The following is a 15,277-nucleotide window of genomic DNA, read 5'->3' as shown; positions in this document are numbered from 1 at the left end:
AACTTCCATTATTCTTAAGATAAGAGGATTCTTCCTAACAGACGGTCACCGACCGCAAGAATATTTTTACTGCCATTCATACCTCTATCATGCGGTATGCCATGCTTTGTACAGATCCATTCTCTTATTGCCAAACCTGCTCTCCCTTTCGGATTACCATACCTATCGCCACAGCACGAACAAGTTTGGGCAGTGTATTTCTCAATAGATTTTTAGCAAGTCAAATTATGAATATTTTTGACTATCTGAAAGTTGATAATGCTCTCTGAGCAGTTGGCGCATCAATGCACTAAAAGCAACAGATTGATCATTTTGCACTGCTTGAATTAATGCTTGATCTTTCTCTTTATGAAAAACCACACTTTTTTGTTTGCGCGCTGATTTCTTTGGTTGGCTCATGATAATATTCTCATTCAAAATTCAATACATTATATAATAAATAATATACCATCTACCGTTCTTAATCCAAATATTTTGAATCCATGCCACATGCCGCACAAGCAGCAAAGGCACCGCCACCCCCCAACAGAATTAAGCCATCTACGGTCGTTTGCATTGGCACCCTCTAAATCCATCCCATACAATCCAATATTAGCATAAGATTTTTCACAATAAAAGAATTCTTGCATTTTGTTATTTATGCCAATTTGGCGTATAATAAGATGATTTTTGCAGAATTTTTATGACATTTAGGATAAGCCATGACTGTCCAAACCTTTACCCCCGATACTCGTCCTGCACCCAAAAAAGCAGTGCAAGGCGAGAAACTGCGCGGCTATGATAAAGTCGCTCGCATTCCCATCAAAGTTATCCCAAGCGTCGACACTCCCAAAAAACCCGACTGGATTCGCGTGAAGCTCTCAAGTCCTGCCGAAGTTGAGCGCATCAAATCCACGCTACGCAAACAAAAGCTCTACACCGTTTGCGAAGAAGCCGCCTGCCCAAACCTGCCACAGTGCTTTGGTGATGGTACAGCGACTTTTATGATTATGGGCGATATCTGTACTCGTCGCTGCCCGTTTTGTGAAGTGGCGCACGGTCGCCCAAATCCTTTGGATAAAGATGAGCCGCGCCATACCGCTGAGACCATTTTAGGATTGGGGCTAAAATATGCCGTCATCACTTCGGTGGATAGAGATGATCTCAAAGACGGCGGTGCAGGTCACTTTGTGGAAGTGATTAATGAATCCAAAGCACTAAGCCCCAATTGCTTGATTGAGATTTTGGTGCCTGACTTCCGCGGGCGCGAGCAGGTTGCACTTGATTTATTGACCGAAACTGCGCCAGATGTGTTTAATCATAATATCGAAACTGTGCCGCGTCTTTATAAAGCGTTTCGACCTGGCTCTGACTATCAGCACTCACTGAATCTACTCAAAGACTACAAAGCCCGTCGTCCTGATGTCGCGACCAAATGCGGCTTTATGGTGGGTCTTGGCGAAACTGAAGAAGAAGTGTATGCACTGCTTGACGACCTAAAAGCACATGATGTTGACATCGTCACCATCGGTCAATATCTCGCCCCAAGTAAAAACCATGCCCCCGTGGACAGATATGTGCATCCTGATGAGTTTGCGCGCTACACCGAATACGGTAAGAAATTGGGCTTTTTTAACATCTGGGCAAATCCAATGGTGCGCTCAAGCTACTTTGCCGATCGTCAATATTATGGTGAAGACTGCCCGCCGCCAGCTCGCAGTGCCAAAGCACTTGCTGAAGAAAAGCTTGCCAAAGCTCAAAATGGTGAGAAAACTGGCTGTTTTTGATTGCGCTGAGATTATCCCTGTTAAAGTGGCGTATAACATAAAGCTTTACGCCACATATTTTAAGACATATGGCTTGTTGGCGGCTGATCAGTGATGCGCTCACTTGGCAGTTTGACCTTGGCCATGTTTAATTTTTTATCCAAAACCACTACCATGACTCAAACCATCCTTTCATCCAACGGCATCCACCGTCTGCACCATACTTTTTTTGTACCAAAAGGTGAGATCAAATCCACCCTGCTTATCGTACATGGCATGACTGAGCATGGCGGCCGATATGCGAGATTTGCCCAATTTTTGGCAGATCATGGCGTACTGGTGGCGACTTATGATCAGCTTGGGCATGGTCAGACGGTCAAAGATAAGTATGAGCTTGGGTATTTTGATGACAAGCATCCCGTGCAAGCACTGTCAAAAGATGTCATCATCATGGCAGATAAGCTCAAAGAGCACGCGCCATCAGTGCCGCATTTTATCATGGGTCATTCGATGGGCTCGTTTATCGTGCGTTCGGTGCTCATTCATCACAGCACGCGATTTGATGGCGTGATTTTGATGGGTACAGCGGATAATTTTGGTCTGTTAAGCCGTACCACTTATGCAGCGCTTAGCCTACTCAACAGACTCTCCCCCAAGCAGGTCAATCAACGCGCCGCTGAGCTGATGAATCATATGTTATTAAATCAGCTTCGCTCGCCCATCAGCGCTTCTGCATTTGCTTGGCTGTCTGAAAATCCTGAGGCAATTCAAGCGTTTGAAGCAGATCCGCTGACAGGGTTTGCTTTTACCAATAATGGGCTTATGACTTTATTTGCCTTGATGCAGCGCGCCATGCGCCCTGATTGGTATGTGAATATGACCAAAGATTATCCGATTTTATTGGTCAGTGGCAAAGATGATCCTGTCGGCAATATGGGGCAAGATATCATTCAGCTTCAAGACAAGCTTTTGCGTGCCAATCGTGATGTTAGCGTGCATCTTTACCCCAATATGCGCCACGAGCCACTACATGAAAAAGCAGCACAAAAAGTGTTTGCCGACATCTTGGCTTGGATCGAACGCCACTCTAACGCTGATAAAATGTGATGATGTTGGATGACTGATTTTAATGAATAAATTGTTGGCTTGGGCGGTTTTTGCTCTTTAAATATGCTAAAATTATCAAACAATCTATGATGACTTTTTAAGGATTTATTATGTCAAATCTTGCAACGATTATTGAAGCGGCTTTTGAAGACCGTGCAAATTTCACCGCCGAAACTGTGTCGCCAGAAATTCGTGCGGCTGTTGATGAAGCGATTGAAGCTTTGGATAATGGCTCTTTGCGCGTTGCCGAAAAAATTGACGGCGAATGGGTGGTGCATCAATGGCTCAAAAAAGCAGTGCTGCTGTCATTCAAACTCAATGACAATAAGCCCATTGAATCATGCGATTTGCGCTTTTATGATAAGGTAGATACTAAGCATGCCAACTGGAGCGAGGCGCAATTCAAAGCAGCTGGCGTGCGTGTCGTACCGCCTGCGGTTGCGCGCCGTGGCAGCTTCTTGGCAAAAAATGTCGTGCTCATGCCGTCTTATGTCAATATTGGCGCCTTTGTCGATGAAGGAACCATGGTGGATACCTGGGCAACTGTCGGCAGCTGCGCTCAGATCGGCAAAAATGTACACTTGTCAGGCGGCGTTGGTATCGGCGGTGTGCTTGAGCCATTACAAGCCAACCCAACGATCATCGAAGATAACTGCTTTATCGGTGCTCGCTCTGAGATTGTTGAAGGTGTGATCGTTGAAGAAGGCTCGGTCATCTCAATGGGTGTCTATATCGGTCAGTCCACTCGCATCTATGATCGTGAGACAGGCGAGATTCATTATGGTCGCGTGCCAGCAGGCTCGGTGGTAGTACCAGGTAACCTGCCTAGCAAAGATGGCACTCACAGCTTATATGCTGCCATCATCGTCAAAAAAGTAGACGCCCAAACTCGCGCCAAAACCAGCCTAAACGATTTGCTACGCGCTGAATAATACCAGCTTTAGTCAAACCAAATAAAAACGACCGCTCATTGACTTGGCGGTCGTTTTTTATCTAGCATCTTTATGGTGATTGATGATTGACATTTGAGATAAAATTAAGGGTATGGATGATCCAGTGACTAGGTGCGGCTGATCATTTTTAGTGCTTCGCTGACCATCACCATGCCCATCGTCGCTGTCACCACCACAGTGGAGCCAAAGCCGCCACAGTTTAGACCAGTTTGACATGCCTTGGCTATCTTTGGCGGCTCGTCTGAATAGACACATTTTAGATCAAATTTTGCCTTACCGCCTTTTGCGATGCCTCTTTCACGCAATTTTGAGCGCAGCTTGGCAAGCAGCGGATCTTGAGTGGTGTCTTTTAGGTCAGCTACTCGAATCTTTGTCGGATCGATCTTCGCGCCTGCACCGCCAGCGACCACACATTTGATTTTGTTAAATCGGCAATGTAGCGCAATGGCAAGCTTAGCAGACATATCATCCACACAGTCAAGCACGATCACCGTTTTACCTTCATCTTGCATCTGTGCGACATACTCACGAGTCGGCATAAGCTCTTTGACATTTTGCGCCGTCAAAAAGTCATCCACGCATACCACATCCGCCTTAGGATTGATACTGTGAATGCGCGCTGCCATCACATCGATTTTAGTCTCGCCAAGCGTTTCGCTCAAAGCAGGCAACTGCCGATTGATGTTACTTTCGACGAGCACATCCATATCAATCAAAACAATACGCCCTATCGCTGTACGCGCCAAACTCTCCGCCGCCCATGATCCGACGCCGCCCACGCCAATCACATACACTTCAGCATCAGCAAATCTATCAAGGCTTTGCTCGCCATACAGCGCACTCACGCCCATAAAGCGGCGGTTATAATCCATCTGTGTCGTATCAGTCATATTTCCAATCCACACGCAGCGCATCACAGCTATTTTTCCAAAGCTGATTTGCTAATAATTGTTTATCATAATTAAATAATTTAGACAGCTCATCTAGCACAAAATGCAAGTGTGCAGGCTCATTTAGCTGTCCTAAATGCTGACAAGGCAGCGGCATCATGTCAGGGCAATCTGTCTCAATCACAAAAGCCTCAACACCATACTCATCAAAAACCGTCTTAACAGATCGGCGCAGTTTTTTGGCATTAGGATTGGTGATCTGCCCTGTAATGCCAAGCTTAAAGCCGCGTTTGACAAAGGCAAGCGCCTCTTGTTCCCCGCCACTAAAGCTGTGAGCGATGCCGCCTCTGTCATCAGCAAAATAGTTTTGTTCAGCCAAAATCTTCAAAACATCGCCATGATTTTTACGGATATGTAATAAAATGGGCAACTCATACGCTTTGGCAAGCTCAATTTGTTCCACAAAAAATCGCTTTTGTTTTTGAAAAATGGTGGGTTCTTTGAGTGCTTTTGGGTAAGTATCCAGCCCGATTTCACCAATTGCAATCGACGAATGAGTTTTAAGATATTCTTCTAAAATATCCAAATCTGTATCAGACTGCTCATCAATGTATAATGGGTGCAGCCCAAACGCCAAATGCGATCTTGGTGAGTCTGCCAGTTGATTAGTGGCTGTATTTGCCAACACCATGCGCTCAAAATACTGAGCCAAATAGCCAATCATCAATATATGCCGCACGCCTTGCTCATACGCACGACTGGCAAATGCCGCGCGCTGATCATCATACTCAGGCAAATCAAAGTGGGTGTGTGTATCAATCAGAGTTATCATGATGCTTTGGCGAAACTGTCTTATTGGCGGCAGGCTGAGAACTGCGTCTTAGTAGGGCTGTCATCGCAGCGATGGCAGTAAGCTTGATCAAAAAATGCTGATGCGACTTTCTCATGATGGTGTCTTGGATTTTTTGGGTTTGACAGGGGTAAATGCCTGATCTTCCATATCAGGGATCGCTTGAGGCGCCAAGATATTCAGCTGAGATTCGGAGTGATAAGGCACGAGCGCCGATGGCACCACGGAGCGTGCAGCATCAATGTGCTTGATTGAGTCATCAAAAAAGATATGCGGCGCAAATGTTTTTAAGACATTTGTCTTATCAAGACCTCCCAAAAAGAACGCCACATCCACCGTCACACCCCACTCTCTTAGGGTTTTGATGGCGCGCATATCAGCAGGGGCATTACGCGCCGTCACCAGTGCGATGCGAATTGGATTGTGCGGCGCGTCGGTCGATTGGTTGGGTAATTTGGCTTGCAGTTTGGATAATTTGATCAAAAAATCGGCATAAGGACCTTTTTCAATCGGCAAATCCGCCATTTCGTTTTCACGCGCATGAAAAGCATACAGCCCTTCTTGCTTAAAAACCAACTCCCCTGAATCATCAAACAACACCGCATCGCCATCAAACGCAATGCGAAGCTGATCACTGTCAAGCTGATCGACACTGACTGGCGTGGCATCCAAAACCGCACAGGCACAAATTTGACCATCGGTGACTTGCTGAGCATCCTCATGATTTGTCGTCAAAAATAAATCGACATTAAAATCCTTAATATAATTTGCAACCGAATCCCCAGAAATAAACGCTGAGCGAGTGATGCCCAGACCATGCGCACGAATTGAGTTGAGCACCTGAATGCCGATATCTGGTGAGGATTTGGAGACGATCACCACTTCCACATAAGGCGATTCAATGTGATATTCCATCGGTGGCTGATGTTTGTTGAGATTGAGCAAGGCTTCAATCAAAGGATAGCCCGATCCTTTATTTAAGATCTCATTTTCGCGCGCCTGCTGATACGCTTGAAATTTGCGCGCGGCGGTGTCTTTATTTTTTGAGATCAGCTCAGATAATTTGGCTTCATTTTCTGCCAAATCAAATAAAGCCGTCGCCGAAATTGCGACAATCAACGTATTTGAAAAATCGACCGCCATAAATTGCCTTATTGGTTGCAGTTTCTTTGTCATTTTAGCACAGTTTTGCTCAGAATTTGGCGAATGATTACATGTCCTAAGCTAGCAGCTTATCTTGATGACATCGCCATGTTCGATTCTGCTCAAACCATGCATATTAATTGTCGTTTGATGGCTTAACGCAGCATCGCCATTGAGTGCGCAGTAACGCACATTGCCCATGTGCCCACGCGGCTTAGCGTTATCGCCCATGAACTTAATGTAATGACGATGCAGCGCCACGGTCATCGACAGCATGCCATAGTTTAGCTCAAATGATTCTTTGAGCACCAAAGGATCGCTGTCGTCTTTGCGATTGTTTTTATTTTTATCAATGAACACCATCAAGCCAGATTGCCCGAATCTGTCACACACTTCTGAAGCATTGATAGGGCAGATGATGACATCTTTTTGATGCAAAGCCGCCTCGATCTTGGCTCGTCGAAGCGCTTCTTGCACATGTCGCCCCACCATTTGAGACTCATATCGGCGCATGAGCGAATCATAGGCTGGCACAGCGATCATACCGATGAGCGCCAAGATACCAAGAACAACCATCGCCTCAATCAGTGTAAAGCCTTGCTGAGTGTTAAGCCTTTGATTCATGGGTAGCCGCAGTAGTATCGCCGTGATCGAACCAAATCTTGCCAGGATTCATAATACCGCGCGGATCAATGGCTTGTTTAATCGCCTGCATGACACCGATGGCACTGCCGTGCTCTTTTTGCATATATTTACGCTTACCTTGACCGATACCGTGTTCGCCTGTGCAGGTGCCACCCATTTCGATCGCGCGCTCCGCCAAGCGCCCAAGGATTTCTTCAGCCTTTTGCAGCTCTTCTTCATTATTTGTATCAACAAGCAGTAGCACATGAAAATTGCCGTCACCCACATGACCTACAATTGGCGCCAGCATACCTGACTTTTGGATATCAGCTTGGGTTTGTGTCACACACTCCGCCAATCGGGAAATCGGCACACAGGCATCGGTTGACAGTCCGCGCGCCTCAGGTCTGAGCGCACAGGCAGCATAATAAGCATTATGGCGCGCACGCCACAGTTTTTTGCGCACCGCTTCATCACTACCCCACTCAAAATCACTGCCGCCAAAGTCTTCAATGATCTGCTCAAACAAAGCTGCCTGCTCTGCCACGCCCTGCTCCGTACCATGAAATTCTACAAATAAGGTGGCTTTTTCGGGCAAAGTCAATTGAGAATACTGATTGCATGCGCGAATCTGAATCGGGTCAAGCAGCTCAATACGCGCAATCGGCAAGCACATCTGAATGGTGGCAATGGTCGCCTGGCACGCCTGATCAATGCTTGGAAAATGACAAATGCCACTGCCAACCACTTCAGGTTGTCCAAACAGCTTAACCGTCACCTCTGTGACAATGCCCAGCGTTCCTTCTGAACCAACAATCAGACGCGTCAAATCATACCCTGCTGACGACTTTTTGGCACGAGTCCCAGTTTTGATGATTTCACCAGTCGGCAACACCACTTCCAACGACAAAACCACATCTTTCATCGTCCCATAGCGAACGGCATTCGTACCCGACGCTCGAGTGGCAACCATACCGCCAATAGTCGCATTCGCCCCTGGATCAAGTGGGAAAAATAATCCCGTCGCACGCAAGTAGTGATTGAGCGCTTCTCGGGTGACCCCTGCTTGCACAGTCGCCGTCAGATCCTCTTCATTGACCGCCACCACTTCATCCATCTGCGACATATCAATACAAAGCCCGCCATACGGTGCGTTTAGCTGACCCTCCAGTGATGAGCCAATACCAAACGCGATGACAGGCATATGATGCTCATAACAAATCTTGACCGCCTCTGCCACATCATACTTCTTTTTGGCGGTCAAGACCGCATCGGCAGGCTGATTGATCAGCCAAGTTGTCGTATGCGCGTGCTGCTCACGCGTGGTCATATTGGTCGAAAGCTGATCGCCAAATCGTGCTTTGAGCGCACTCATCGCTTCTGCGAATCTTGTCTGTGTCATTAAATTTATCCCATATTACAAGCGCTTTGCTATCAAACGCTTTTACTGCCATCAAAATTTCAAAACGATTGTACCACATTTCCGATTTTGAGTGAGACTCACACATTTGACAGCGGTGATATTCAAACCACAGAATTTCCCTAAAATGACTTTAACAATTATGACAAACTTGTGAAACTTATACATTTATTAAAATAATATCCTAAAAATTTTCTTAACAAATTTGACGACAAAAATTGTTTGCCAAAGCCCCAAAAATTTCTCTGACCTTGCCAAGCCTTGCCACTAAAAGGCTCAAAAACTTTTCCACACAAGCTGTGGATAACTTTTAAAAACACTCAATATATCACACCTAGAAGCGTGTATTTATCAAGCCTGCATAAGGATTGATCAAAATTTGAACAATAATAAATCTATATATTTTTATAATAAAAATCAATAACTTATAAATATAAGAACTTGAAAGTTATTTAAATAAACCAAAGTTATATAGATAATTTTTATAGTCATAGAGTCGGTTTGGTGTTCCACAATGATCTGACATATTTTGTGGATAAGATTGTGGATAAGTTTTTATCGGGTCAAATTTTGGCTCAAAAATCATCTTTTTTTATCATTGCTTTTTGATTGAATTTTGAGATTAAAAAGCGATTGGTTTAAACACTGAGTTTTAAAAAATTCATTTAAAATGACACAAATTACTGACAAAATATTTCAGGATAACCCCCTATCAAAAAGGCAGTTATGCTATAATTGACGGTAAATTTAGTGACATGATTGCCAAGTTTGTGAGCATAATTGCGGTGGGCAATCGTATTGATTTAGGAAATTCTATGGACGAAAATAAAGAAAAAGCACTCAAAGCCGCCCTGGCTCAGATTGAAAAACAGTTTGGTAAAAACACCATCATGCATTTGGGTGATGAGACCGCTAAGCTTGATGTGGATGTGGTCTCTACTGGCTCGCTTGGGCTTGACATTGCGCTAGGTATCGGCGGGTTGCCAAAAGGTCGAATTATTGAGATTTTTGGACCTGAAAGTTCAGGTAAAACGACGCTGACCTTACAAACCATCGCCGAATGCCAAAAACAAGGTGGCACTTGCGCCTTTATTGACGCTGAGCATGCGCTTGACCCAATCTATGCCAAAAAGCTTGGCGTAAATATTGATGATTTGCTTGTTTCGCAGCCTGATAATGGTGAGCAGGCGCTTGAGATTGCTGATATGCTCGTGCGCTCAGGTGCGATTGATCTGATTGTGGTGGACTCTGTGGCTGCTTTGACGCCAAAAGCTGAAATTGAAGGCGAGATGGGTGACAGTCACATGGGTTTGCAGGCTCGCTTGATGAGCCAAGCGCTGCGCAAAATTACCGGCAACGCCAAACGCTCAAATTGTATGGTGATTTTCATCAACCAAATCCGTATGAAAATTGGCGTCATGTTCGGTAGTCCAGAGACGACGACAGGTGGTAACGCCCTGAAATTCTATGCTTCTGTGCGTCTTGATATTCGACGCATTGGCTCTGTTAAAGATGGCGATGAAATTGTTGGCTCAGAAACGCGCGTCAAAGTCATCAAAAACAAGATGGCACCGCCATTTCGTCAAACCGAGTTCCAAATCATGTATGGCGAGGGCATTAACCGCCTAGGCGAAGTGATTGATTTGGGTGTGGATATTGGTGCGGTTGGCAAATCAGGCGCTTGGTATAGCTATGGCGACGGTAAAATTGGTCAAGGCAAAGCCAATACTGTCAAATACCTGCAAGAAAATCCTGCCATCGCCAGTGAAATCGAAGCCAAAGTCCGCGAGGTCAAATTAGCTACAGTGGCGCCCATTGAGGGGGCGGATGAGCCTGAAGAACATTTAGAAGACGATAACTTCTAATCACTCATCATGAAAATCAAGACGTTATCTGAAGTCCTAGCAGAAATGGGCGAGTCGCCTGTTTCTGCTGATTCTTATCAAGTTCAAGTGCTTGACGAAACTAACTTTGAGGAACTGACGACCACGCAGCCACCGCGATTTAACCAATTGCCCAAATCCAAAACATTTAAAAAATCTGTTAATCCTCCCAAAAAAACCTCCAAAACCCAGAATGCTTCGCCAGATCAAGTCAAGCATTTGCCCATCTCCAAGCGGCAGCACTCTACACCCACGAAGACAGTTAAGAGTGGTTCTGTAGCGCAGTCAAGCTCTCAGTCAAAAAATCCTTCGGTAATTTCTGAAGTGTCGGCACTATTAAAACAAGTTAATGATGGCAAAGACAGCGCCGCAGTGCCGCCAGAGCTTGCCAAGCGACTACAAAATGTCGCCATTGAACCTCTGGCACAGACTGACAAAGCCACCAATTATCTGCGCTGGCTTGCGTTTTACTACTTATCGCGGCGAGAGATGTCACAGCATGAATTACAAAAAAAACTTCTTGCCAAAGGCTGCGAGCCCCAAGCTGTTGAGGATTTGTTGCAGGAATTCGCTCAAAAAGGCTATCAATCAGACGAACGCTTCGCCATGATGCTCGTTCGCGAAAGCATTCGAAAAGGTCGCGGGAAAAACCATATCTTACAAGCTTTAAAATCCGCCAAAGTCACACTGCCTCAGGGTTTTGGCGGCATTGAGCAGTTGATACAGCAAGCTGGGGTGGACTCACTGACTGATGATACCATCCTTGCCGATGACGAATCAGGGACAGTCGATTGGCTGAAGCTAGCTGTCGAGGCGCGAACACGCAAATATGGAGACACCATCCCAACAACGCCCAAGGACAAAGCCAAACAGCTAAGATTCTTGCAGTACCGAGGGTTTGAGATGTCAGTCAGCTTAGAGGCTTTAAAATACACCTTAGCGGACTTAGATGAGCTGATTGACTAATCATGTCAAGCCCAAACCTCTACTGCGTTGATATGATACACCGCTTGGACTGTGTGGGGAATTAGTATATCTGATCAAAACGCTCCCATATCCCAACCTGATCCTTCTGCATGGCTGCCGTTGAGCCAAGCTTTCGCCATGGCATGTTACTACCATGAAAATCACTGCCAAGCGATACCGCCAACTCATGTTTGGCGATCGCGCGGCTGACCATCTCAACGCAGCTTAACGGCTCATGATTGGGCAGCTCGCAGCCGTCGCCACCACATTGAGCAAAGTCACTGATGAGTCTTTGAGTGCGTGTCGCAGACAGTTTATATCGCGTTGGATGAGCAAGCACAGCCAGTCCGCCACACTCATGAATGAGCGCTACCGTATCTGCCATATTGATGGTCTGTATGGGCACATAAGCAGGTTTATTATCTGCCAAATATTTATCAAAGGCAGCCTGCACACTGGGCACATACCCCAATTCATGTAAAACTTGACCAATATGTGCACGCCCAACAGCGCGAGCATTACCACTCACCTTGGTCAGCACCTGTTGCCACAAATTCTCAAACAGTGCAGCAGCTTCATCAGGATGATCCATCAAAGAATCAGCAAGTTTTTGGATTATTTGTCGTCCGCGCAGATGTCGGCTGTCTTGTAGTGATTGCAGCGCTTCGTTCATCTTCAGTGAGTCTGAAAAATTAAGCGCAACAACATGGATGATTTTATCAATCTCTTGGTGCTTGCCATAGCCACCAGATAAGGTGTGGGTGCAGCTGATTTCCACCCCTCGGATCAGCTCAACTCCGACCATTTTGGCAGCTTTTTTGGCTTCATCAAGCCCCTTGATCGTATCATGATCGGTCAATGCCGCCATCTCAATACCTGCCAAAGCGACTTTTTTAATCAATTCTGTGGGCGTATTGGTACCATCAGAGCAAGTGCTGTGCATGTGCAGGTCTATTTTTTTCATGATCTAAATTTCCGATTCATCATTGACTGGCATTATCAACATTAAAAAAGCCCCACCGCATGGGTAGGACTTTAGTTTTGTGGTGAATTAACTGTTTTTTTGCTGCTCTCTTTGTAAGAAAGTCCCAACGCTGATCGGCTTTGGCGCACCTTGACGTGGCGCAGGCGCTTGTTGGCTTTCTTCTGCCAATGCGCTGGTATGTGTTTTTAGCGTTTCTTGCTTATTTTCTGGCAGCTTGACTGGTGCTGGCTGATCATTAACCGTCAGACCTGTTGCCACCACGGTCACATGAATCTCATCTTCCATGTCAGGATCTTCAACTAAGCCGTAAAACACATGGGCATCTTCATCCATCATACCTTCGCCAATAGCAACGATAGACATCACCTCATCCATGCTAACGCCAGAACCGATAATATTAATGATCAAGCCTTGGGCATTGCGTAGATTTAGATCATCGAGTAGCGGAGAGCGAATGGCTTTTTCCATCGCTTCAGAAGCACGATTGGTACCACTAGCACGGCCAATACCCATCATCGCATGACCCTTAGCACTCATTGCAGTACGCACGTCTTCAAAGTCGATGTTAATCATGCCAGGGTTTACGATAGTTTCGGTCAAGCCGTTTACCGCATGCAATAAGACATCATCTGCCTTTTTAAAGGCATCTACCATGGTCAAATTGCGATATGCTTGAGTCAGCTTATCGTTAGGAATGGTGATGATTGAATCCACATGTTGGGTCAATGCATCGATACCATTACGCGCAGCGGCAGCGCGGCGCTTACCCTCAAAGCTAAATGGTGTCGTGACCACTGCAACCGTCAAAATACCCATTTCTTTAGCGATACGAGCAACCACAGGGGCTGCGCCCGTTCCTGTGCCGCCGCCCATACCTGCAGTGATGAACGCCATATTATAACCCTCAAGCATTGCACGAATTTCATCTTCGTTACTTTCGGCAGCATTACGACCAACTTCAGGATTGGCACCAGCGCCTAGCCCACGAGTCGCATCCGCGCCGATTTGAATTTTATTTGGAGCTGATAATTTATTCAGTGCTTGTAAGTCAGTATTGGCACAAACGAAAGTAATGCCTGAGACATTTTGACGAACCATATGTTCAACGGCATTACCGCCGCCGCCGCCAACACCAAAGACAATGATGCGTGCTTGACCATTAGTTTCTGGTTGAAATTCATCAGCCATTCCGTATTTCATAACCTAACTCCAAAAAAAATTGTTTAAATAAAAAGTATAGCACCATTGTACGCACAAACAGTACTTTTGGCAAGCTGCGCAAGGCTTGTATCAGTTAATTTCACTAAAAAAGCTAGACATTTTTTATCTTAAATCTAGATCAATATTTTAGTAAATTGGTTTGCTTTCGTCAGCCCAAAACTTAAAAAACTCGCTTAATCCAAGCAGTAAATTGTCCAAAAAGCTGGCTGATCATACTCACGCGCTCAGTCACCCAAGAATTATCAAGCTCATCAACTTCTTGGGTTTGCTGATCACGGGCGTATTGGGCACTACCCACGAATAAAAGTGCGCCGATCGCGGTATGCAGCGTATTATCGGACAGATGTTTATTAAGCAGCTTAATATTATCATCAGATAAGCGCGCAGGATCCAGTTTGACTCTAGGATTATTGGTAATTAACCGCGCTTTCATACCAATATGGTTGCGCGCAAAATCAAGCAGCCCATCCATAGACGAACCACCGCCCGCCAAGACGATGCCGGCATCCAAACTGACCAATAAAGAGGCATCAATCGCATCAATGACTTTGTCAAGCAGCTTACGATAGCGCGCCTCAATCACTTGATTAAGCTCACGTCTGAGCATGGTTTTTTCATGCTTGGTGTGTCGCTTATAAGTCACCACAGCGCCTGGCGAATATTTATTACGATTCAATGTGCCTTCTTGTCGCTTAAAGCTGTCCGTGTCTGCAAGTGCAATGCCACACTCTTTGGCAATGTCCATGTCGACAGTCACGCCGCCCATATCCAAGCAATGACTATAAATCAACACACCATCTTTATAGATGCACACCTTAGTCATGCCCGCACCGATATCAATAAAACAAACTCCTGCTTGTTTTTCATCTTCAGACAAGGCATACTCAGCACCAGCAATCCCATCAAATAGACAAGATTCGACATGCAAATCGTCTTGTTCGACCAAACTGATCATCTGGTTGAGCTGAGTGGTTGGCATATCGATCACATGACTTGCAACACAAATTTTATCTGTCATCAGCCCTTTGGCGTCTTGGACATGATAGTCTTCCAAGAAAATTAATTGGCGATTCATCTGAAATGGCGCGCGGTCTTGACTTGCGATTTGACTAGACATCGCTTGGGTCGCTTGGTGAATATGCTCTGGCATCACCATACGGTCAGCCGTATCGATAATCACCTCATGACTCATATTCTGCATACTCATCATAGGAGATGCCATGCACAAGACAGGTGAAATGATCTGCAAACCCGCCATATCACTGGCTTCGCGAACAGATTTATGAATTGCTGACAAAAGATGCTCACGATTATCAACACGACCGCCAAAGAAAGCATCCGTGTGCGCCAAGCCGACAGCCGAAACCTTAAGGTGCTTTTCCAAACCTTTGGTTTCAAAATGCCCGACCGCTGTACAGACAGCCGTGGAGCTAATATGTATTACCGCTTGAAGAGTCACACGATTTCCTTAACCTACCTCGATGCCCAAA

Annotated in this window: 16 protein-coding genes; 5 read left to right on the top strand and 11 right to left on the bottom strand. The window is 45.6% G+C overall.

Annotated features, from left to right (window positions below; translation table 11 throughout):
- Window positions 1-14 precede the first annotated feature (14 nt).
- Together U0021_RS06595 and U0021_RS06590 are read right to left on the bottom strand one after the other, a co-directional pair.
- The gene (locus U0021_RS06595) at window positions 15-206 is read right to left on the bottom strand and encodes a zinc ribbon domain-containing protein (protein ID WP_114800886.1); all 192 of its coding nucleotides are present in this window, start codon (window positions 204-206) and stop codon (window positions 15-17) included.
- 19 nt (window positions 207-225) lie between these two features.
- A complete protein-coding gene (locus tag U0021_RS06590; protein WP_162816820.1) occupies window positions 226-399 on the bottom strand; it encodes a hypothetical protein in 174 nt (57 codons plus the stop codon).
- A gap of 302 nt (window positions 400-701) precedes the next feature.
- On the opposite strand from U0021_RS06590, the gene lipA reads away from it, so the two are divergent.
- The 3 genes from lipA (at window position 702) to dapD (ending at window position 3,784) form a co-directional block, all read left to right on the top strand.
- Entirely contained in the window at window positions 702-1,766 is a 1,065-nt protein-coding gene (gene lipA, locus U0021_RS06585; protein ID WP_049236677.1) for a lipoyl synthase, read from the top strand.
- Window positions 1,767-1,919: 153 nt separating this feature from the next.
- The gene (locus U0021_RS06580) at window positions 1,920-2,852 is read left to right on the top strand and encodes an alpha/beta fold hydrolase (RefSeq protein ID WP_114800892.1); all 933 of its coding nucleotides are present in this window, start codon (window positions 1,920-1,922) and stop codon (window positions 2,850-2,852) included.
- A 110-nt stretch (window positions 2,853-2,962) separates the two neighbouring features.
- The gene (dapD, locus tag U0021_RS06575) at window positions 2,963-3,784 is read left to right on the top strand and encodes a 2,3,4,5-tetrahydropyridine-2,6-dicarboxylate N-succinyltransferase (RefSeq protein WP_049236679.1); all 822 of its coding nucleotides are present in this window, start codon (window positions 2,963-2,965) and stop codon (window positions 3,782-3,784) included.
- 128 nt (window positions 3,785-3,912) lie between these two features.
- Here dapD and U0021_RS06570 read toward each other — a convergent pair whose 3' ends face one another.
- From U0021_RS06570 to U0021_RS06545, 6 genes are all read right to left on the bottom strand, one after another.
- Complete coding sequence (locus U0021_RS06570; protein ID WP_114800887.1) at window positions 3,913-4,695, bottom strand: tRNA threonylcarbamoyladenosine dehydratase; 783 nt, start codon at window positions 4,693-4,695, stop codon at window positions 3,913-3,915.
- On the bottom strand, window positions 4,688-5,527 hold the full coding sequence (locus tag U0021_RS06565; protein ID WP_114800888.1) for a TatD family hydrolase: 840 nt from the start codon (window positions 5,525-5,527) through the stop codon (window positions 4,688-4,690). Before U0021_RS06565 ends, U0021_RS06570 begins: the two co-directional genes overlap by 8 nt.
- Window positions 5,511-5,642, bottom strand: coding sequence for a hypothetical protein (locus tag U0021_RS06560; protein WP_264756307.1), 132 nt, complete (start codon window positions 5,640-5,642; stop codon window positions 5,511-5,513). The genes U0021_RS06565 and U0021_RS06560 overlap by 17 nt, the downstream gene beginning before the upstream one ends.
- Window positions 5,639-6,688, bottom strand: a complete 1,050-nt coding sequence (locus U0021_RS06555; RefSeq protein WP_114800889.1) for a 5'-nucleotidase — start codon at window positions 6,686-6,688, stop codon at window positions 5,639-5,641. The genes U0021_RS06560 and U0021_RS06555 overlap by 4 nt, the downstream gene beginning before the upstream one ends.
- An 81-nt stretch (window positions 6,689-6,769) precedes the next feature.
- On the bottom strand, window positions 6,770-7,312 hold the full coding sequence (locus U0021_RS06550; RefSeq protein ID WP_114800890.1) for a GspH/FimT family pseudopilin: 543 nt from the start codon (window positions 7,310-7,312) through the stop codon (window positions 6,770-6,772).
- Window positions 7,296-8,714, bottom strand: a complete 1,419-nt coding sequence (locus U0021_RS06545) for an FAD-binding oxidoreductase (protein ID WP_327037434.1) — start codon at window positions 8,712-8,714, stop codon at window positions 7,296-7,298. Before U0021_RS06545 ends, U0021_RS06550 begins: the two co-directional genes overlap by 17 nt.
- A gap of 833 nt (window positions 8,715-9,547) precedes the next feature.
- Here U0021_RS06545 and recA point away from each other — a divergent pair.
- Both recA and U0021_RS06535 read left to right on the top strand, forming a co-directional pair.
- On the top strand, window positions 9,548-10,597 hold the full coding sequence (recA, locus tag U0021_RS06540) for a recombinase RecA (RefSeq protein WP_049236691.1): 1,050 nt from the start codon (window positions 9,548-9,550) through the stop codon (window positions 10,595-10,597).
- A 9-nt stretch (window positions 10,598-10,606) separates the two neighbouring features.
- A complete protein-coding gene (locus tag U0021_RS06535) occupies window positions 10,607-11,581 on the top strand; it encodes a regulatory protein RecX (RefSeq protein ID WP_227538753.1) in 975 nt (324 codons plus the stop codon).
- Window positions 11,582-11,642: 61 nt separating this feature from the next.
- Here U0021_RS06535 and U0021_RS06530 read toward each other — a convergent pair whose 3' ends face one another.
- The 3 genes from U0021_RS06530 to ftsA form a co-directional block, all read right to left on the bottom strand.
- The gene (locus U0021_RS06530; RefSeq protein ID WP_114801167.1) at window positions 11,643-12,545 is read right to left on the bottom strand and encodes a PHP domain-containing protein; all 903 of its coding nucleotides are present in this window, start codon (window positions 12,543-12,545) and stop codon (window positions 11,643-11,645) included.
- A gap of 87 nt (window positions 12,546-12,632) precedes the next feature.
- Complete coding sequence (gene ftsZ, locus U0021_RS06525; RefSeq protein WP_049236694.1) at window positions 12,633-13,754, bottom strand: cell division protein FtsZ; 1,122 nt, start codon at window positions 13,752-13,754, stop codon at window positions 12,633-12,635.
- A gap of 193 nt (window positions 13,755-13,947) precedes the next feature.
- Window positions 13,948-15,246 (bottom strand): cell division protein FtsA, encoded by a 1,299-nt coding sequence (gene ftsA / locus U0021_RS06520; RefSeq protein ID WP_114801168.1) that lies wholly within the window; start codon window positions 15,244-15,246, stop codon window positions 13,948-13,950.
- Between the last annotated feature and the right edge of the window lie 31 nt (window positions 15,247-15,277).

Source organism: Moraxella canis (assembly GCF_034424565.1).
In the GTDB taxonomy this organism is placed as follows: Bacteria; Pseudomonadota; Gammaproteobacteria; order Pseudomonadales; family Moraxellaceae; genus Moraxella; species Moraxella canis.
This window is presented reverse-complemented; position numbering and strand designations above follow the sequence as displayed.

Excerpts from the sequence above, each read along its gene's own strand:
- U0021_RS06545 (WP_327037434.1), bottom strand. The coding sequence starts at position 8,714 with ATGACACAGACAAGATTCGCAGAAGCGATGAGTGCGCTCAAAGCACGA.
- dapD (WP_049236679.1), top strand. The coding sequence starts at position 2,963 with ATGTCAAATCTTGCAACGATTATTGAAGCGGCTTTTGAAGACCGTGCA.
- lipA (WP_049236677.1), top strand. The coding sequence starts at position 702 with ATGACTGTCCAAACCTTTACCCCCGATACTCGTCCTGCACCCAAAAAA.
- U0021_RS06530 (WP_114801167.1), bottom strand. The coding sequence starts at position 12,545 with ATGAAAAAAATAGACCTGCACATGCACAGCACTTGCTCTGATGGTACC.
- U0021_RS06590 (WP_162816820.1), bottom strand. The coding sequence starts at position 399 with ATGAGCCAACCAAAGAAATCAGCGCGCAAACAAAAAAGTGTGGTTTTT.
- U0021_RS06535 (WP_227538753.1), top strand. The coding sequence starts at position 10,607 with ATGAAAATCAAGACGTTATCTGAAGTCCTAGCAGAAATGGGCGAGTCG.
- U0021_RS06570 (WP_114800887.1), bottom strand. The coding sequence starts at position 4,695 with ATGACTGATACGACACAGATGGATTATAACCGCCGCTTTATGGGCGTG.
- U0021_RS06550 (WP_114800890.1), bottom strand. The coding sequence starts at position 7,312 with ATGAATCAAAGGCTTAACACTCAGCAAGGCTTTACACTGATTGAGGCG.
- U0021_RS06560 (WP_264756307.1), bottom strand. The coding sequence starts at position 5,642 with ATGAGAAAGTCGCATCAGCATTTTTTGATCAAGCTTACTGCCATCGCT.
- recA (WP_049236691.1), top strand. The coding sequence starts at position 9,548 with ATGGACGAAAATAAAGAAAAAGCACTCAAAGCCGCCCTGGCTCAGATT.
- U0021_RS06565 (WP_114800888.1), bottom strand. The coding sequence starts at position 5,527 with ATGATAACTCTGATTGATACACACACCCACTTTGATTTGCCTGAGTAT.
- U0021_RS06555 (WP_114800889.1), bottom strand. The coding sequence starts at position 6,688 with ATGGCGGTCGATTTTTCAAATACGTTGATTGTCGCAATTTCGGCGACG.
- ftsZ (WP_049236694.1), bottom strand. The coding sequence starts at position 13,754 with ATGGCTGATGAATTTCAACCAGAAACTAATGGTCAAGCACGCATCATT.
- U0021_RS06580 (WP_114800892.1), top strand. The coding sequence starts at position 1,920 with ATGACTCAAACCATCCTTTCATCCAACGGCATCCACCGTCTGCACCAT.